Source organism: Polaromonas sp. P3_B1 (assembly GCF_056402935.1).
The window spans coordinates 1-17,960 of the sequence record NZ_JBFUGK010000012.1; the positions used below are offsets into that span (position 1 = coordinate 1).

The 17,960-nt window shown below is 64.1% G+C and carries 20 protein-coding genes; 9 read left to right on the plus strand and 11 right to left on the minus strand.

Translation table 11 applies throughout. The features are described 5' to 3' along the window. From AC1DXS_RS08850 to AC1DXS_RS08870, 5 genes are all read right to left on the minus strand, one after another. Positions 1-339: PAS domain-containing protein (locus AC1DXS_RS08850; protein ID WP_477737146.1), on the minus strand; the 339-nt coding region annotated here is incomplete at its 3' end. Positions 340-592: 253 nt separating this feature from the next. Beyond that, the gene (locus tag AC1DXS_RS08855; RefSeq protein WP_477737147.1) at positions 593-1,000 is read right to left on the minus strand and encodes a GNAT family N-acetyltransferase; all 408 of its coding nucleotides are present in this window, start codon (positions 998-1,000) and stop codon (positions 593-595) included. Positions 1,001-1,122: 122 nt separating this feature from the next. Further along, positions 1,123-1,662 carry a hypothetical protein gene (locus AC1DXS_RS08860; protein ID WP_477737148.1) on the minus strand — a complete coding sequence of 180 codons (540 nt, stop codon included), beginning with the start codon at positions 1,660-1,662 and terminating at the stop codon, positions 1,123-1,125. A 12-nt stretch (positions 1,663-1,674) separates the two neighbouring features. Continuing rightward, positions 1,675-2,025 carry a hypothetical protein gene (locus tag AC1DXS_RS08865; protein WP_477737149.1) on the minus strand — a complete coding sequence of 117 codons (351 nt, stop codon included), beginning with the start codon at positions 2,023-2,025 and terminating at the stop codon, positions 1,675-1,677. Positions 2,026-2,641: 616 nt separating this feature from the next. After that, positions 2,642-3,490, minus strand: a complete 849-nt coding sequence (locus tag AC1DXS_RS08870) for a helix-turn-helix domain-containing protein (RefSeq protein ID WP_477737150.1) — start codon at positions 3,488-3,490, stop codon at positions 2,642-2,644. Between the two features lie 73 nt (positions 3,491-3,563). Here AC1DXS_RS08870 and AC1DXS_RS08875 point away from each other — a divergent pair, with 73 nt between their 5' ends. The 4 genes from AC1DXS_RS08875 (at position 3,564) to AC1DXS_RS08890 (ending at position 6,273) form a co-directional block, all read left to right on the plus strand. Then, positions 3,564-3,923: a cupin domain-containing protein gene (locus AC1DXS_RS08875; RefSeq protein WP_477737151.1), complete on the plus strand. Its 360-nt coding sequence runs from the start codon at positions 3,564-3,566 to the stop codon at positions 3,921-3,923. A gap of 78 nt (positions 3,924-4,001) precedes the next feature. Next, a complete protein-coding gene (locus AC1DXS_RS08880) occupies positions 4,002-4,961 on the plus strand; it encodes a bifunctional helix-turn-helix transcriptional regulator/GNAT family N-acetyltransferase (protein ID WP_477737152.1) in 960 nt (319 codons plus the stop codon). A gap of 146 nt (positions 4,962-5,107) precedes the next feature. Continuing rightward, positions 5,108-5,683 (plus strand): chromate transporter, encoded by a 576-nt coding sequence (locus AC1DXS_RS08885; RefSeq protein WP_477737153.1) that lies wholly within the window; start codon positions 5,108-5,110, stop codon positions 5,681-5,683. Beyond that, complete coding sequence (locus tag AC1DXS_RS08890; protein ID WP_477737154.1) at positions 5,680-6,273, plus strand: chromate transporter; 594 nt, start codon at positions 5,680-5,682, stop codon at positions 6,271-6,273. Before AC1DXS_RS08885 ends, AC1DXS_RS08890 begins: the two co-directional genes overlap by 4 nt. 12 nt (positions 6,274-6,285) lie before the next feature. Here AC1DXS_RS08890 and rlmB read toward each other — a convergent pair whose 3' ends face one another. Continuing rightward, positions 6,286-7,035, minus strand: a complete 750-nt coding sequence (rlmB, locus tag AC1DXS_RS08895) for a 23S rRNA (guanosine(2251)-2'-O)-methyltransferase RlmB (protein ID WP_477737155.1) — start codon at positions 7,033-7,035, stop codon at positions 6,286-6,288. Between the two features lie 231 nt (positions 7,036-7,266). Between rlmB and AC1DXS_RS08900 the strand changes: the two genes are divergently transcribed. Both AC1DXS_RS08900 and AC1DXS_RS08905 read left to right on the plus strand, forming a co-directional pair. Next, positions 7,267-8,118 carry a c-type heme family protein gene (locus AC1DXS_RS08900; protein ID WP_477737156.1) on the plus strand — a complete coding sequence of 284 codons (852 nt, stop codon included), beginning with the start codon at positions 7,267-7,269 and terminating at the stop codon, positions 8,116-8,118. A gap of 38 nt (positions 8,119-8,156) precedes the next feature. Further along, the gene (locus AC1DXS_RS08905) at positions 8,157-10,481 is read left to right on the plus strand and encodes a protein kinase domain-containing protein (RefSeq protein ID WP_477737157.1); all 2,325 of its coding nucleotides are present in this window, start codon (positions 8,157-8,159) and stop codon (positions 10,479-10,481) included. Between the two features lie 15 nt (positions 10,482-10,496). On the opposite strand, the gene AC1DXS_RS08910 is transcribed toward AC1DXS_RS08905, so the two are convergent. Next, positions 10,497-11,192, minus strand: a complete 696-nt coding sequence (locus AC1DXS_RS08910; RefSeq protein WP_477737250.1) for an ABC transporter ATP-binding protein — start codon at positions 11,190-11,192, stop codon at positions 10,497-10,499. Between the two features lie 151 nt (positions 11,193-11,343). Between AC1DXS_RS08910 and AC1DXS_RS08915 the strand changes: the two genes are divergently transcribed. Genes AC1DXS_RS08915 through AC1DXS_RS08925 form a run of 3 tightly spaced genes read left to right on the plus strand, consistent with a single transcriptional unit; the run spans position 11,344 to position 14,125 of the window. Next, on the plus strand, positions 11,344-11,967 hold the full coding sequence (locus AC1DXS_RS08915) for an arylesterase (protein ID WP_477737251.1): 624 nt from the start codon (positions 11,344-11,346) through the stop codon (positions 11,965-11,967). Continuing rightward, positions 11,964-13,031: a tRNA 2-selenouridine(34) synthase MnmH gene (gene mnmH, locus AC1DXS_RS08920; RefSeq protein ID WP_477737158.1), complete on the plus strand. Its 1,068-nt coding sequence runs from the start codon at positions 11,964-11,966 to the stop codon at positions 13,029-13,031. The genes AC1DXS_RS08915 and mnmH overlap by 4 nt, the downstream gene beginning before the upstream one ends. After that, complete coding sequence (locus tag AC1DXS_RS08925; protein ID WP_477737159.1) at positions 13,028-14,125, plus strand: SMP-30/gluconolactonase/LRE family protein; 1,098 nt, start codon at positions 13,028-13,030, stop codon at positions 14,123-14,125. The genes mnmH and AC1DXS_RS08925 overlap by 4 nt, the downstream gene beginning before the upstream one ends. Before the next feature lie 114 nt (positions 14,126-14,239). Here the strand turns inward: AC1DXS_RS08925 and AC1DXS_RS08930 are convergent, their stop codons facing one another. The 4 genes from AC1DXS_RS08930 to AC1DXS_RS08945 all read right to left on the minus strand — a co-directional run bounded on the left by AC1DXS_RS08930 (position 14,240) and on the right by AC1DXS_RS08945 (position 17,908). Continuing rightward, the gene (locus AC1DXS_RS08930) at positions 14,240-14,416 is read right to left on the minus strand and encodes a hypothetical protein (RefSeq protein WP_477737160.1); all 177 of its coding nucleotides are present in this window, start codon (positions 14,414-14,416) and stop codon (positions 14,240-14,242) included. 91 nt (positions 14,417-14,507) lie between these two features. Continuing rightward, positions 14,508-15,686, minus strand: a complete 1,179-nt coding sequence (locus AC1DXS_RS08935; RefSeq protein ID WP_477737161.1) for a PLP-dependent transferase — start codon at positions 15,684-15,686, stop codon at positions 14,508-14,510. 256 nt (positions 15,687-15,942) lie between these two features. Continuing rightward, positions 15,943-16,467 (minus strand): phosphoribosyltransferase, encoded by a 525-nt coding sequence (locus AC1DXS_RS08940; protein WP_477737162.1) that lies wholly within the window; start codon positions 16,465-16,467, stop codon positions 15,943-15,945. A 100-nt stretch (positions 16,468-16,567) separates the two neighbouring features. Next, complete coding sequence (locus AC1DXS_RS08945; protein ID WP_477737163.1) at positions 16,568-17,908, minus strand: adenylosuccinate synthase; 1,341 nt, start codon at positions 17,906-17,908, stop codon at positions 16,568-16,570. Positions 17,909-17,960 lie beyond the last annotated feature (52 nt).

Consider the following 17,960-nt stretch of genomic DNA (forward strand, 5'->3'; position numbering starts at 1 on the left):
AGGCGGTGAGGCGGTGATGACCACATTGGCCCAGAACCGCGAGCCGTCCTTGCGGACTCGCCAACCCTCGTCCTCAAAGCGGCCTCTTGCTTTGGCGAACTCAAGCTCCTGCTGCGGCCACCCCGTGGCGCGTGCCTCGTCCGTATAAAACATGGAGAAATGCCGCCCGATCACGTCGTCGGCGCTATAGCCCTTGATGCGGCTTGCACCGGCGTTCCATGACACCACGTGGCCGCCTGGGTCGAGCATGAAAATTCCGTAATCCACCACGGAATCCACCAGCAGGCGAAAGCGCTCGATGCTGACGGAATCGTCGGGGAGCGCGGTGGGACGGGTCATGACGGAGAACATCCTGCTCATTGGCAAATGGCCGGCAGGGTCACGGCAGGCAAATAAAGCTTACTGCGTATAAATACAGCATCGCGGCGGCCCGGGCAAAAAAAAACCCGGGCGGCCCGGGCCTTAAAACTGGTAATACCAGCGGAGAGGTGCGATCTCTAACAGAGGCCGCGCCCTCAATATAGCCAAGCGAAAAGTAACATTGTGTAGGAGAACGCCGCGTTTTGCTGAGTGCGCAGGCGTTGCCGCAACCTTATTGCTTACGCCGGATGACAAACGCGTTGCCGGCCTGCTCGAAGCCCAGCGCCGGGTAGTAAGACATGGCGTCTGGCGCGGACAGCAGTATCAGGGACACCTGGTCCCCGATCAAAGCCTGCGTGCGCCGGATGAGTTCCTTGCCTATACCGGCGCCCTGGTATTTCTTGTCGACGGCAAGGTCCGAGAGGTAGCAGCAGTAGGCATGGTCGGTCAGCGAACGGCTCAGGCCCACCAGCTCATTGTTCACCCATGCCGACAGCAGCAAACTGGGCGCGGAGAACATGCGCGCGATCCGGGGCAGGTCGCCCGTCGGCCGCTTGATGCCGGACTGGTCGAAGACACGGACGACATCGAGCGGGTCCAGCGGATAGTTGTGGCGGTATTCAATGGTGATGTTTGTCATTGGGTTGAGGATGCGGAAGTTGTCACATCCCTCTTTTAGCCAGGCCGGGTAATCGCAGCAATGGACACTTTCGGCTCAAAGACACCAGAACAGCACCTCACGCCCTGAGGTGGCACCGAGTCTCAGGCGGCGTTTCGCTCAAAGTACCGTTGGTAGACATTGGTGTAATTTGTACCCGCCTGGCACGAGGTGATGTCCTCGTACTTGAGGCTCACCAGCTCTTCGTCCCAATTTGCGGCGCCTGAAAAACACTCCAGCCGCACCTCGCCATGCGCCATTTCTTTCACCCTTCCAATCACGAAGTCCGGCGCCTCCAGGCGCTCGCATTCAAGAATCAGCAGCGGATACCCGTGTGCGAGATCAGCGATGGCGGATCTCCAGTCCTCCAAATTGATTCGCAGTCCAAACGGAACCTGCGCTACAAGCCCATCCGTATCCAGAAGGGTTTGCTGGAATCTATCCGTTGCAGTGCAACGAACCTCCGTGATGTCGGCAACAGCCAGAACCATGAGTCCATCAAGACGGAAGTCGTAGACATACTGAAGAAGCACCAGATCATCCGAGGTGCCGATGACGAATCCCTGGATGGCGTTGTCGTCGATCCGGTCGCGCCTGAGCGAGATGAGCGAACGCTGCTCTTGATGACGAGTGATTTCGTACATAAGCCTCAAGCGCTAGCTTTCATCCGCATGGGTTGACCCGCGCGCCTTCTCCTTGTCCATGGCCGCACTGACTATTTTCAGCAGAGGCATGAGGACCCAGATTCCAGCAGCGAACGAGTACAGGGACCACACCGTGAAGAGCGCTGTACCGCGGGCGTACGGCCCCTTATAGACCAGGACGACAAGACCGAGCAGTATCCAGCCGGCGAATGCAATGATGAGGCGCTTTGTTGTCTTCATTTCAATGCTGGTTGCTGTCGGGCTCGCGCCGGTGCAAAAAATGATGCGCCGGCGGCAACGACCATGCTTATCGCCGCGGCAATCAATAGCGACGCCCAGCCTGAAACGTCGGATTGCATCCAAGTCAAAGCCACCAGCAATGCCGCGGAACTAAGGGCACCGGAAATCAGCGAAACAGCACCCTTAGGCGAACGGCGAGACATCTGTCCGGCCAGCCAGTAGGCGGCACAAGCAAGCCAGGCAGCGATAAAACCCAGAAGCAACACAGATGCCGGCGCCCCAACAGGCTCGGAATCTCCGCTTGCCAGGAAAAAAGCACCAGGCAGCAGGACGCAGATATACCCAGCGAGGAAACCAGTCAGCCACACAGTTGAAAGCCTAAGGTTGGCAGTGGGTTAACCCTGCTTCGATGGGTCATCGGCAGTCCGTGCTTGCTTGAGGCTGGGCCGCACATGTCGGACGCGGCAAGAGCAGAAAACTTCCGGCAAGCAATACCACTCCCGCCAATGCCCTAAGCAGCCACGACAATCTCCGAAAACCATAGCCGAGCATCACCAGCATTACCAAAGCGACCAAGCCGAAAACAACACTGATTGCCGTACCGCCCAGAGAACTGCCACAGAGCACTATCGTATAAAGGGCCGTAAGCAAGGACACGACCAGTGCCGCAGCGCCGGAAAGCGCCACGGTAGCGACCTTTCCGGTATATGAAAGATATTGAGGCACTGGCATAGTTTGGCTAGCCCCCAACCTTCATCTGCCGCAACCAGGCCCCAGGCGCCAAACCCACGCTGCCCTTGAAACGCCGGCTGAAATGGCTCTGGTCGGCAAAGCCGCAGGCGGCGGCCACTTCGGCCAGGCTATGGCCGGCCAGCATGGCTGACTGGGCGCGTTCCAGGCGCACGGCGTTGAGGTAAATATGGGGCGGCACGCCGAACTGGCGAGCGAAGGCGCGGGTCAGGTGCACGCGCGACAGGCCGGCCTCGCGCGCCAGGGCCTCCACGGTGATGTCCTGGTCGTAGTGGCTGCGCAGGTAGTCGCGGATGCGGGACATGCGGGCCGCGCCGGCGTCCTTGCCGCCCTCGCCCGCGCTGCGCCGCTCGCCATAGCGCTGCAGCAGCCGCACTAGCACATCACGCGTGAGTTCCTCGGCGCGCAACGATTCCTGGGCCTGCCCGGCCGCGCCTATGGCTTGCGCCAGCGCACGGCCCATGGCCGCGTCACGCACCACGGGCTGGCGGAAGTAGGCGGCCATGTCGACGCCGGCCTCCCTGTCGCGGCACTCGTCAACGACCTGCGGCGCCACATACAGCATGCTGTAGCCAAAGCCCTCCTGCGTGCCGCGCTGGCCGTCGTGCGGCTCGTCGGGGTTGAAGAGGATGACGTCGCCGCGCAGGCTGGCATGCAACGTGCCGCCGCAATGAAAGGTCTGCACGCCGGAGGCGGTGACGCCTATGGAATAGGTTTCGTGGCTGTGGCGTYCAAAGCTGTGCTCGGTGAAGTGGGCCTTCATCTGCGTCACGCCGGCTAAAGCGCCGGGACGAAAGCGCGCCCAGTCTTGTGAGGTGGGTTCCTGGGCATGGTGCATGAAACAATCGTACAAGACGCGGCAGGCGCGGACAAGCAGACTCTTGTCTTTCACCACACACAAGAGGAGTTCCATGAAAACCGACGCCATAGACCTGCAGGCCAAGCTCGCGAGCTTTGAGGGCCACTGGCAGCCGCGCACCGTGAGCGAATTCAACGGCCACGACGTGATGGTGGTCAAGGTGCAAGGCGAGTACAGCTGGCATTCGCACCCGGAGAGCGACGACTTCTTCCTGGTGCTCAAGGGGGAGCTGCATATCGACATCGAAGGCAGCCCCACCGTGATCCTCAAGCCCGGCCAGCTTTATGTGGTGCCGCGCGGCGTGCGGCACCGGCCGCGCGCGGCGCAGGAGGCGCAGCTACTGCTGATAGAGCCGACGGGCGCGCCCAACAGCGGCGATGCGGCCACCGCGGCCCCGCGCAGGGTGATCTGAAGCTGGGGCTCGCAAGCGGGCAGTACGGCAAACCCCAATTACTTGACTTTGTCAATCAATTGCTTGATGATAGCCGTCATGGCCTCTTCAAGTTCCACTACCCTCCCCTCGCCGGCGCCCTCCACGGCGCACATCAAGGCGATTCGCGGTTTCAACCGTTTCTACACCCAGCGCATCGGCGTCCTGGCCCCTTACCTGGGCAGCGAATTCTCGCTGACCGAGGTGCGGGTGCTGTACGAACTGGCCCACCGCGACCAGCCGACGGCCACCGAGCTGGGGCGCGATTTGTCGCTGGACGCGGGCTACCTGAGCCGCATCCTGCGGCGCTTTGAATCCAAAGGCTGGCTGGCGCGCGTGCCTTCTCCTGCCGATGCGCGGCAAAGCCTGCTCAAGCTGACGGAAGCCGGCCACGCGGTGTTCGCACCGCTGCAGCAGCAGTCGCGCGACGAAGCGGCCGCCCTGCTGGCCGGGCTGGCCCCGGATGAGCAGCGCAAGGTGGTGAGCGCCATGGCGACGGTGCAGCGCCTGCTGGCGGGTCCCGGCGAGGCCGCGGCGACGCGCACCGTGGTGCTGCGCGACCCGCAGCCCGGCGACATGGGCTGGGTGGTGCAGCAGCACGGCGAAATCTACGCGCGCGAATACGGCTGGAACAGCGAGTTCGAGGCGCTGGTGGCCGACATCGCAGGCAAATACCTCAAGAACCACCAGCCCGATTGCGAAAAGTGCTGGATTGCGGAGCTTGACGGCGAGCGGGTGGGCGCGGTGTTCGTGGTGCGCAAGTCGGCCACGGTGGCGCAACTGCGCATGCTGATTCTCACGCCGGGCGCGCGCGGCCTGGGCCTGGGCGCGCGGCTGTCAGACGAATGCATCGCGTTCGCACGCGCCAAGGGCTACAAAAAAATGGTGCTGTGGACCAACAGCTGCCTGGCGGCGGCGCGCGCGATTTATGCGAAGCGCGGCTTCAAACTGGTCAAGAGCGAGCCCTACCAGGGCTTTGGCCATAAGCTGGTGGGTGAGACCTGGGAGCTAAAGCTTTAGGCGTACAGCGCCCGGCGGTTTCCGGATTTGCAGGCACAAGCCCTCGTGAACCACGATCGGCGAGCTATCGTTTTAATAGCAGATGAAGCGCCTCGGCTTCTCGCAAACGAATCAGGGCGCGCGATGCGCACGGCGATAATGGGTCTATGAGCCCCATGCCCGCGGAAGAGCATCCGCAACCCAAGTCCCTCACCGACCTCTTTGTTTCATTCACCCTGCTGGCCCTTCAGGGTTTCGGCGGCGTCCTCGCTGTCGTGCAGCGCGAGCTGGTCGAAAAAAAACGCTGGATGACACGTGAGGAGTTCATTGAAGACTGGGCAGTGGCGCAAATCATGCCGGGCCCCAACGTGGTGAACCTTTCGTTGATGGTGGGCGGGCGCTATTTCGGCCTCAAGGGCGCGATGGCGGCGCTGGCCGGCATGCTGACGCTCCCGCTGGTGCTGGTGCTGCTGCTGGCGGTGCTGTATGCCCAGTTTGCCGGCCACCCCGGTGTGGCGGGCGCGCTGCGCGGCATGGGCGCGGTGGCGGCCGGGCTGATCGGTGCGACCGGCCTCAAGCTTTTCGGCGCCCTCCAGAAAAACGTGCTGGGCATGCACCTGTGCGTGGGCCTGGGCGTGCTGTGCTTTGTGTCTATCGCGCTGCTGCGCATTCCGCTGGCTTACGTGCTGCTGAGCCTGGGCCTTGCGGCCTGCGTGCTGGCCTACCGGAAGCTCCAGCCATGAACGAACCATTGCAGACGCTGCACCTGGCCTTCGGCGCACGGGAATGGTTTGACCTGTTCCTGCATTACCTCTCGCTGTCGCTGCTGTCGGTGGGCGGGGCCATCAGCACCGCGCCCGACATGCACCGCTTTCTGGTCGACAAGCAGCACTGGCTGACCGACGCCCAGTTCAACGCCTCCATCGCCATCGCGCAGTCGGCGCCGGGACCCAACGTGCTGTTCATCGCCTTGCTGGGCTGGAACGTGGGCCTGAATGCCGGCGGCATGCTGACGGGGCTGCTGGGCGTGTTCCTGGCAATGCTGGGCATTTTGATTCCGAGCACCACGCTGACCTACACGGCCGCGCAGTGGGGCCACCGCAACCGCGAACTGCGGGCGGTGCGCGCCTTCAAGCAAGGTATGGCCCCCATCGTGGTGGCCTTGCTGATCGCCACGAGCTGGATTCTGGCCGCTGCCAACGGCAGCTCGCTGAAAGACTGGCCGGTATGGCTGGTGACGGCGGCCACCGCTCTCATCGTCTGGCGCAGCCGCATCCACTTGCTTTGGTTGCTGGGCGCGGGGGCGCTGTTGGGCTGGTACGGCTTGATTTAAGCCCGGTTGGCCTTAACGCCGCTGGCGCAGGGCCTCATACAAACAAACGCCGCTGGCAACGGAGACATTCAGGCTTTCCACCGCGCCGCGCATGGGGATGCTGACCAGTTCATCACAGGTTTTGCGCGTGAGCTGCCGCATGCCCTCGCCCTCAGCGCCCAGCACCAGGGCGACCGGGCCTTTCAGGTCCACGTCGTAAATGGTTTTTTCGGCGTCGTCACTGGTGCCTATGCACCAGATATTGCGTTCCTTGAGTTCGCCCAAGGTGCGGGCCAGGTTGGTGACCATGAAATAAGGCATTGTTTCGGCCGCGCCGCTGGCGACCTTGGCGACGGTGGCGTTGATGCCGGCCGCATGGTCCTTGGGGGCAATCACGGCGTGGGCGCCGGCGCCGTCGGCCACACGCAGGCAGGCGCCCAGGTTGTGCGGATCGGTGACGCCGTCGAGCACCAGCAGCAAGGGCTGGGCCGTGCCGGCCTCTTCAAGCTGCTCAAGCAGCTCATCGAGCGACTTGACCTGGGCCAGCGCGTCAACCCGGGCCACCACCCCCTGGTGCCCATGGCTGCCGCACATTTTGGCCAGGCGCAGGCCGTCGGACTCGATCAGCCGCACGCCGGCCTCGCGGGCGCGGTCCGTGAACTGGCGCATGCGCGCGTCGCGGCGCGACGCATCGAAAAACACCTCGAGAACGGACTTGGGCGCGGTTTTGATGCGGACGCCGACGGCATGGAAGCCAAAAAGGACTTTGGGAGAAGAGGACATGCAGGGATTATCACTGCAGCCCCTGGAACCTCTTCACTGTCTAAACGGCGCCGCCCAGGCCGTCAACTGCGTCTTATTGGCATTACTACCGGTGCATCAGGGCCGACCGGCGGTCACAATGCGGACAGGGTAAGTCTAAAATAGTAACAATTTGTGGCCAGCACCGGCCCGACGATTTTTCACAATAACGCAGTTGGGGACGCTATGGGATTAAGGCTTAAATTCAATTTGGTGTTGATCGTCGTGTTCCTGGCCGGCTTCGGCGCAGCGGGCTTTATGTCACGTCAGTTGCTGCAGGAAAACGCCCGTGAGGAAGTGCTGCGCAACGCAAGGCTGATGATGGACACCGCCCTCTCGGTGCGCGCCTACACGGTGGAGCAGATCAAGCCCCACCTGGACAAGCAGCTTGAAGAAGTCTTCCTGCCGCAGACCGTGCCGGCGTATGCCGCGACCGAAACCCTGGGCCACGTCCAGAAGAAGTACCGGGATTACGGCTACAAGGAAGCGACGCTGAACCCGACCAACCCGCGCGACCGCGCCACCGACTGGGAAGCTGACATCGTCCAGCAGTTCCGCCAGAACGCCGACTCCAAAGAGCTGATCTCCGAGCGGGCCGCGGCCACGGGCCGGTTGCTTTATATCGCCAAGCCCATACAGATCACGAACGCGGCCTGCCTGCAGTGCCACAGCGTGCCGGCCGCCGCGCCGGCCAGCATGGTCAAAATTTACGGCGAGGCCAATGGCTTCGGCTGGAAGCACAACGAAATCATCGGAGCGCAGGTGGTGACGGTGCCGATGGAGATCCCCATCCGCAACGCCGACCGCGCCTTCAAGACCTTCATGGCGTCGCTGGCCGCGGTGTTCGCGGTGGTGTTCGTGGTGCTCAACCTGATGCTGAGCTGGCTCATCGTGCGGCCGATACGCCGCATGTCGCAGGCCGCCGACAAGATCAGCACCGGCGACTTCGAGGTGCCCGAATTCACCGACGGCGGCAAGGACGAGATGGCGGTGCTGGGCAGCTCCTTCAACCGCATGCGCCGCAGCCTGGAAAAAGCCATGCAGATGATTGACCGCGGCGACTGAGATTCATTGGACTTCGAACTGACGACGACCACGCCCGAATGACCGATCCCGAAGACAAGACCCGGACCCAGCCCGTGCGCCCCGGCCCTCCCTCGCCTGGCGGGGGTGGGGGCGGCGGTGGTGGTGGCGGCGGTGATATTGCCGCGCTGGCGGCGGGTCAAACCATCTTCGAATACCGCATTGAAAAAATGCTGGGCGGCGGCGGCTTCGGCATCACCTACCTGGCCCAGGACATCAACCTGCAGTTGCCGGTGGCCATCAAGGAATACTTCCCGGGTGACCTGGCCGTGCGCTCGGCCGACCTGTCAGTCCACGTCCGCTCCGGCGAAAACAAGGGCCAGTTCCAGTGGGGCCTGGAACGTTTCCTCGACGAAGCGCGCGCGCTGGCGTCGTTTCGCCATCCCAACATCGTGCGGGTGCTGCGCTATTTCAAGGAAAACGGCACCGCCTACATCGTGATGGAGTACGAGTCGGGCGACCCGCTCAAGCGCTGGCTGGCCAAGCAGCCGGCGCTGGACCAGCAGGGGCTGCTGAAGATCATCTACCCGCTGATGGACGGCCTGGAAGCCGTGCACAAGGTGAACTTCCTGCACCGCGACATCAAGCCGGACAACATCTATATCCGCGCCGACGGCACGCCGGTGCTGCTGGACTTCGGCGCGGCACGCCGCCTGACCGGCAACCAGGACATGACCAACATCGTGAGCCCGGGTTTTGCGCCTTTCGAGCAGTACCACAGCAAGGGCCACCAGGGGCCATGGACGGACGTCTATTCGCTGGGCGCGGTGATGTACTGGATGACGACAGGCCACAAGCCCATGGAGTCCGCATCGCGCGTGCGCGAAGACAGCATGCCCAAGGCCGCCGACACCGCCAGCGCGGTGGTCTTCGGCGCGCCGCTGCTGCGCGCGATCGACTGGGCAATGACGCCCAATGAAACCCAGCGGCCGCAGGACATCGCGGCGCTGCGCCAGGCGCTGATGAGCTCGGACTTTCTGAAGACCCAGACACTGCGCGCGGCCAGCGTGCTGGCGCCGCCCACGCCGCCTGCCCCACCCGCCCCGCCTGCGTCACCCGCGCCCGCGCCGGCATCCGCTGAAGTCAGGACAGTGTCCGCACCGCCCGACAGCGCGCTGCTCGCCTACGCCGCCAATTCGCAGTCGATACCGCTCAACAGCGCCGAGAACCTGCGCAAGAACGTGCTCGGCACCATCATGTTCCTGGACCTGGTGTCTTACTCCACCTATTCGGTGGAGCAGCAGGTCGTGGTCAAGTCGCTGTTCAACGAGCTGATCACCAAGGCCGTAGGCGGCGTGAATGAGTCCTCGCGCATCATGATCGACACCGGCGACGGCGCGGCCATCTGCTTCCTCGGCGACCCCGAGGAGGCGCTGCAGTCGGCGCTGCTGCTGCGCGACCTGCTGGCACAGAAATACGGCCGCAAGCTGTCGCTGCGCGTGGGCCTGCACCTGGGGCCCATCCGCATGGTGTTCGACATCAACAACCGGGTGAATGTGGTGGGCGACGGCATCAATGTGGCCCAGCGCATCATGGACTTCGCCAAGCCCAACCAGGTAGTGGTCTCGCGCGCCTACTACGACGTGATTTCGCGCATCACCGACAGTGCGGCAGGCCATTTCGACTATCTCGGCCCGCACATGGACAAGCACCTGCGCTCGCACGAGATCTATGCGGTGCTGGACCCGAATGCCATCCCGGCGGCGCCGGCGGAACGCAATCTGGAATTCGAACACACGGCCTCCTTCGCCGCGCTGGCATCCCTCACTCCCGAGATAGTGCATGACATCGAAGCCGAGCTGGCAAAGCTGATCGGGCCGCTGGCCAAAGTGCTGGTGAAGAAGTCGGTGCCGCGCACGGTGAGCGCGCAGGGGCTGCGCGACCTGCTGGCGGTCTCCATCCCCGACCCGACGGCGCGCGAAAACTTTGTGCGGCCGCGCAATGCCAGCGCGCCCGTGCACTCAGGGCCGCTGGGCGCCTCCGGCCCACGCACGGGCGTCACCGGCGCCAGCGGGATGACGGGCGCCACCAGCGCGGGTGCGACCAGCCGAGTGCATTCCATGCCGGTCTCAGGCCTGCGCCACCAGGACATGAGCCGGCCTTCGGGCGTGACATCGCCGTCGGGGACATCGAACTCCATCAATGTCCAGTATTTCAGCGCGGAACTGCAGGCCCAGCTTGACCGCATGCTGAGCCTGTACATCGGCCCCCTGGCCAGAACCCTGGTGCGCAGGGAAGCGGCGCGCCATACCACCCTGGGCGGCCTGGCCAAGGCCCTGGCACTGCAGATCGACAGGCCCGATGACCGGGCGAAATTCCTGGCCGCGGCGCAAAAGCTGCGCTGATCCTGTCGGCCGGCCCTAGGTCGAAACCACCCGCCCCGCGTCTATGGTGATGCGCCGCTCGCAGCGCGCTGCAATGGCTTGGTCGTGGGTCACCAGCACCAGCGTGGTCCCGAGTTCGCGGTTGAGCTCGAACATCAGCGACATGACGGTCTCGCCGGTGGCGAAATCCAGGCTGCCGGTAGGCTCGTCGGCCAGCAGCACCGCCGGCTGCACCACAAAAGCCCGGGCCAGCGCCACGCGCTGCTGCTCGCCGCCCGAGAGCACCTTGGGGTAGTGGCCCAGGCGCTCGCCCAGTCCGACGCGCTTGAGCATCTCCGTCGCCAGCGAGCGGGCGTTTTTGGCGCCCGACAGCTCCAGCGGCAGCATGACGTTCTCGAGCGCGGTCAGGTTGCCCATGAGCTGGAAGCTCTGGAACACAAAGCCGACCTTCTGGGCGCGCAGGGCCGCGCGGTCGTCCTCGTCGAGTGCGAACAGGTCCTGGCCGGCCAGCTTGACCGTGCCCTGGGTGGGGGTGTCCAGCCCCGCGATGATGGAGAGCAAGGTGCTTTTGCCCGAACCTGAAGCGCCCACAATGGCAGCGGTTTCGCGCGCGGCGAGCGCGAAGTCAATATCGCGCAAAATGGCCAATGTGCCGGTGGAGTCGGTGACCGACTTGAAAACATGCTCCACGGAAATAATTGATGCCTCAGGCTTTGCAGCCGCACCGGCCATGCCGGGCGCCGTGGAGGCCACAGAAGCATCATTCACGCCATTCACCGCGGGTTCAAACATGTCAGCCTCGTCAAAAAATATGAAATCCGACTTTACCAAGCTTGCCGTCCAGGCCCTGGCGCGCCTCGTAAAACCTTTGGCGGCGCTGCTGATGGCCGCGCTGCTGGGCGCGGCCCCGGGAGCCCGGGCGCAGACGCCCGCCCCTGCCGCCCAGGGCGGCGACACCATCCTGGTTGTCGGCGACTCCCTGAGCGCCGAATACGGCCTCAAGCGCGGCACCGGCTGGGTGCCGCTGCTGGAAAAGCAGATCGCCAGCGAAAAGAAAAGCGCCAAAGTCGTCAACGCCAGCATCAGCGGCGACACCACCTCGGGCGGCCGTTCCCGGCTGCCGGCGCTGCTGACACAGCACAAGCCCGCCGTGGTGGTGCTTGAGCTGGGCGGCAACGACGCCCTGCGCGGCCTGCCGCTGGACATGACGGAGCAAAACCTCAGCGCGATGACCCAGGCCGCCAAAAAGGCCGGCGCGCGGGTGTTGCTGGTCGGCATGCAGGTGCCGCCCAACTACGGCAGCGCCTATGCGGCGAGTTTTGCAGGCTTGTTCCCCAAGATCGCCAAGGCGGAAAAAGTGGCGCTGGTGCCGTTTTTCCTCAAGGGCATCGCGGACGCCGCCGATCCGGTGGCCGCCTTCCAGGCCGACCGCATCCACCCCAACGAACAGTCGCAGGCCCGCATGCTGGCCAATGTGTGGCCCGAACTGAAGAAGCTCCTCAAGTGAGCCTGGACCGGATTTCCGCCGAGGAAGCGCTGGCCACCCTGGGCCGTTATTCCGACATCATCGATGCGCGCAGCGAGGGCGAATACGCCGAGGACCACTTGCCCGGCGCACTGAACTGGCCCAGCCTGCACGACGAAGAGCGAAAAATCGTCGGCACCAGGTACAAGCAGATCAGCCAGTTCGAGGCCAAAAAGCTGGGGGCGGCGCTGGTGGCGAAAAACATCGCAGAACACATTCAGCGCGAGGTGCTCGAAAAACCCCGCGAGTGGCAGCCGCTCATCTACTGCTGGCGCGGCGGCAAGCGCAGCGGCTCGCTGGCGCTGGTGCTGGACCAGATCGGTTTCCGGATCACGCTGGTTGACGGCGGCTACAAGGCCTTTCGGGCGGCGCTGGTGGCCGACCTGCCGCAGCTGGCCGCGAGCCTCCATTACCGGGTGATCTGCGGCCCCACCGGCTCAGGCAAGACCCGGCTGCTGCAGGCCCTGGCGGCCGAAGGTGCGCAGGTGCTCGACCTGGAGGCGCTCGCGAATCACCGCAGCTCGGTGCTGGGCGCGATTCCCGGCGTGCAGCAGCCCAGCCAGAAGGCGTTTGACAGCGGTATCTGGTCGACCCTGCGGGGCTTTGACCCCGCCAGGCCGGTGTATGTCGAAAGCGAAAGCAAAAAAGTCGGCAATGTGGCCGTGCCGGACAGCCTGATCGCGGCTATGCGGGTCAGCCCTTGCCTGGACCTGCATCTCGATGAGGACGAGCGCGTGGCGCTGCTGCTCGAGGATTACGACTTTTTCGTCAGGGACACGGCGTTTTTCTGCGAACGGCTGGGCGCCCTGACGGAAATGCGCGGCAAGGCAACGGTGCAGGACTGGCAGGCCCGCGCACGCGCCGGCGGCACGGCCCCGGTGGTGCGGGAGCTGCTCACCCTGCACTACGACCCGGGCTATGCGCGCTCCATGGAGCGCAACTTCAGCCAGTACCCCAAAGCCATACAGCTCAATGCGGCCGACCGGTCCAGGCAGGCCATGGCGGAGTTGGCCCGGACCATTCTCAAGGAGGAGAAAACAGCATGAAAAAAACCCTTGCCGCCGCCGGCATTGTCCTGGCCGGGCTGGCCGCCTACCTGTGCCTGTGGCCGGTGCCCATAGAACCGCAAAGCTGGGAAGCCCCTGCGGCGCCCGGCTACACCGGTGCTTTCGCGGTCAACAACAAACTGGCGAACCTGAAAATCATTGCGCTGGGGAGCGCAGAAGGCCCCGAGCACCTGGTCGTGGCCAGGGACGGAAAGCTTTACGCCGCCGTTGCCGGCGGCGCCATCCTGCGGATGAATCCGGACGGCAGCGGCCAGGAGGTCGTGGTCAATACCGGTGGCCGGGTGCTGGGTTTTGATTTCGACGCGGCCGGCAACCTCGTCGCCGCCGATGCGTTCAAGGGCTTGCTGTCGATCTCGCCGGACAAAAAAATCACGGTGCTGGCCGACAAAGCCGCGGGCACGCCGATCCTGTATGCCAATGCGGTGGTGGTGGCGCGCAACGGCAAGGTGTATGTCAGCGACGCCTCCACCCGCTTTGGGGCCAAGGAGTGGGGAGGCACCTTCGAAGCCAGCATTCTCGACATCCTGGAGCAGTCCGCCACGGGCCGGGTGATCGAATACGACCCGGCGACCCGGGCCACGCGCATCGTGGCCAAAGGCCTGAGCTTTGCCAATGGCGTGGCCCTGAGCCAGGACGAGCGCTCGCTGTTCGTGGCCGAAACGGGGCAGTACCGTATCTGGAAGCTGCCGGTGGAAGCGCGGGAACTGGATGTCCGCAAGACCGAGGCGGGGCTCAAGCCGCTTTTTGACAACCTGCCGGGCTACCCCGATAACCTGATGCGCGGCCTGGACGGCAAGGTCTGGGTGGGCCTGGTCAAACCGCGCAACCCGAAAATTGACGGGATGGCCGGCAAGCCCTTTATGCGCAAGCTCACGCTTCGCCTGCCACGTGCCCTGTGGCCCATTCCCAAGGCCTACGGCCACGTGGTGGCGTTCACGGAAGATGGAAAAGTGGTGGCCGACCTGCAGGACCCTGCGGGCGCTTATCCCGAAACAACCGCGGTGACGGAGACGGCGGACAGGCTGTATGTGCAGAGCCTGCATGCCAGGGGACTGGGCTGGTTGCCCAAATAGTCTGGCGGCGAAACGTCGGCCCTTAAAAAAGAAAAAACCCGGCAACACACACGGTGTGCCGGGTTGTTGGCAGGCCTCAGCGCCCTCGCCCGCCTTTGCTGGAAAGCGGGTAACTCAAGCGGCGGGATCCGCAGGGGGGGTGTCGCCTGCAACGTCGCCTGTGGTGTCGGCGCCGTCATCCGGCGCATCATCCGTCTTGCCCTCAGCCTTGCGCTTGAGCTTTTCTTCTTTTTTGCGTTTTTTCGCGAGCTCTTTCTGGCGCTTTTCGTACGAGTAATTGGGAGTTGCCACTGCGTGCTTTCGTGAGGAGGTAACCCTTACTGTACTGCATTGCCGTCACGCCATGCCAGGCTTTTGGCTGGGTGTTTGGCTGGGCTTTGGATCAGGCTTTTTCCAGGGCCTGGGCGATATCGGCCTGCAGGTCGGCCACGGCTTCCAGGCCCACAGAGAAACGCACCAGGCCGCCCTTGTGGGGCCAAGGGGTGGTGCGCAGCGCCGCAATGTCGTAAGGCGCACACAGGCTCATGGGGCCGGCCCAGCTGTAACCCAGTTTGAAAAGTTTCAGGCTGTCACAAAACCGGTCCACCCGCGCCTGGGTGAACTCCGGCTTGAAGACGGCGCTCATCAGGCAGGCGGCGCCCTTGCAGTCGCGTTTCCACACATCGTGGCCGGGCGAGCCGGGCAAAGCTGGGTGCAGTACAGTGGCGATCTGCGGCTGACCTGCCAGCCAGCCGGCCAGCTCCCGCGTGGCGGCATCCTGGGCCGCATAGCGCAGGGCCATGCTGTTCAGGCCGCGCAGCACGAGTTCGGCATCGTTGCCGCCCACGCCGTAGCCGACGCGCATATGGCAAAAGTGCACCAGGTGGTGCAATGCTTCGTCGCGCGTGACGACGGAGCCCATCAGCACGTCAGCGCCGCCGCTGGGGTATTTGGTGAGGGCCTGGACCGAGATGTCGAGACCGAGCTCGAAGGCGTTGAAGGCCAGTCCCGCCCCCCAGGTGTTGTCCAGCGCGGTCACGATGCCGGCGGGGTGCGCATTCTTGTGCGCCTTGACGGCCGCGACCAGCGCCGGCATGTCAGGAAATTCCAGCGTGATGGAGCCTGGCGCCTCGATCCAGACCAGGCGCGTTTTGGGGCCCAGCTTGGCAACCAGGTCGGCCGGGTTCATCGCGTCGTAAAAACGGTGGGTGATGCCCCAGGCGGCCAGTTCGCCCTGCGCGAAGGTCTTGTTGGGGCCGTAGGCGTTGTCGGGGATCAGCAGTTCGTCGCCGGCCTTGAGCAGCGCCATGCCAACCAAAACCACCGCCGCCAGGCCGCTGGGCACCAGCGTGCAGTACTTGCCGCCTTCGAGGGTGGCGATGCGCTCTTCCAGCGTGAAAGTGGTGGGCGTGCCGTGCAGGCCGTAGGTGTAACCGGTCTTGTGTTTCCAGTCGCGGCTGCGCAGCGCGGCGACGGTGGGGAACGCGATGGTGGAAGCCTTGTAAACCCCTGGCGGGATGGCATCAAACCCGGCAGGCGGCTTGTAGGGATGGTGGATCAGGGTGGTGGATGTTTCACTCATGATCGCATGTTAACGGCAAGCCCGGAATCGCTGAGAACAACAGTACTTTTCCATGGCCCCTCTTATTCCAGCAGGGGCCGCGGAACCGGCTTTGCCGGGCCGCAGGCGCAGCGCCCCCCGAGGGGCTGGAGCCCGCGGCTCCAAGCCTGCCTGCGCAGGCTTGGACGGGCGACAGAGGCGAAGCGTCTCGCGAGCCGCGGCCTGCAAGGCCTCGCGCATTACACGAAGTCGAAGACGCAGTGAAAAGCGTGGGGGCTCAAATCTTCCATTTCGCCATCAATTGGGCCGGAGAGAGAGAGTCGTAGCCCTCAAACGGCTGGTGAATCCAGGGGTTGGTGGGCAACAACTCGACCGAGTAGTCGGGCTCGAAGGTGGAAACACCTTTGGTCCAGATCACGGCGCTGCGCAGCTCGGTGATGGGCTGGTAGTTGTTCTTGAGCTGGTGGATCACCGCGTTGAGCGTGTGGCCGGTGTCCGCCAGGTCGTCGACCAGCAGCACCTTGCCGGCGATCTCGCCCTTGGGGGTGGTGATGTAGCGGGCGATGTCGAGGTTGCCCTGCGTCATGCCTGCGTCGGCTCTGTAGGAGCTGGTGGACATGATGGCCAGCGGCTTGTCGAAGATGCGCGACAGGATGTCGCCGGGGCGCATGCCGCCTCTGGCCAGGCACAGGATGGTGTCGAACTGCCAGCCGGATTGGTGAATCTTGATGGCCAGCTTTTCGATAAGGTTGTGGTACTCGTCGTAGCTCACGTAGAGATGCTTGCCGTCTTCTGTCAACATGGGGCGCTCCTGATTCCTGGTGTATTCGCAGCCCGCACCCTTTTCGGCGGGCGGCAGGCTTGTTGGGCTAAGGCTGTGGCCGGTAACCGCTCATCACCGCTCAAGCGGCGTACGGGTTGCGCAGCAGGATGGTGTGGTCACGGTCCGGGCTGGTGGAGATCATGTCGATGGGCACACCCGTGACTTCCTCAATGCGGTGCAGGTATTTTTGCGCGGCCGCGGGCAGCTTGTCGTACTCCGTGACGCCGACCGTGCTTTCGCTCCAGCCCGGCAGGGTTTCGTAAATCGGCTTGCAGCGGGCGATGTCCTCAGCACCCATGGGCAGGATGTCCGTGATGTGGCCGTCGAGCTCGTAGCCGGTGCACAGCTTGAGCTCGTCGATGCCGTCGAGCACGTCCAGCTTGGTGATGCACAGGCCCGACAAGCCGTTGACTTGGGCCGAACGCTTGAGCAGCGCGGCGTCAAACCAGCCGCAGCGGCGGCTGCGGCCGGTGGTCACGCCTTTTTCGGCGCCCACGGTGCTCAGGTGGTAGCCCACGGTGCCGGGCTTTTCCCAGTCAAGTTCGGTCGGGAAAGGCCCGCCGCCCACGCGGGTGCAATAGGCTTTGGTGATGCCCAGGATGTAGTGCAGCATGCCCGGGCCGACGCCGGCGCCGGCGGCGGCATTGCCGGCCACGCAGTTGCTGGAGGTGACGTAGGGGTAGGTGCCGTGGTCGACGTCGAGCAAGGTGCCCTGCGCGCCTTCAAACAGCAGGTTGGCGCCGTCACGGTGCGCGTCGTTGAGTTCGCGCGAGACGTCTGCCATCATGGGTTTGAGCAGTTCGGCGTGGCGCATGGCTTCGGCGTACACGGTGTCGAAGTCGATGGCCGGCGCATGCAGATAGCCGGTCAGCACGAAGTTGTGCAGCTCCAGCAACTCGCGCAGCTTGGCGGCGAAACGGTCGGGGTATTTGAGGTCCTGCACGCGCAGCGCGCGGCGGGCGATTTTGTCTTCGTAGGCGGGGCCAATGCCGCGGCCGGTGGTGCCGATCTTGGTGGTGCCGCCCTTCTCGCGATAGGCTTCGCGCGCGATGTCGAGCGCGGCGTGGAAAGGCAGGATCAACGGGCAGGCCTCGCTGATGCGCAGGCGTGAACGCACTTCGACGCCGGCTTTTTCCAGGCCTTCGATTTCCTCAAACAGCTTGGCGGCCGACAGCACCACGCCGTTGCCGATATAGCACTTCACGCCGGGGCGCATGATGCCGCTGGGGATGAGGTGCAGCGCCGTCTTCACGCCGTTGATGACCAGCGTATGGCCGGCGTTGTGGCCGCCCTGGAAGCGCACCACACCTTGCGACATTTCGGTGAGCCAGTCAACCAGCTTGCCCTTGCCTTCGTCGCCCCACTGGGTGCCCACGACCACGACATTGCGGCCCGCGTCTGCGGTTTGTTTGTTTGTCATTTCAACTCTCGTTAAGGTGTGTTGGGATCAAGCCGGACGCAAGGCACGGGGC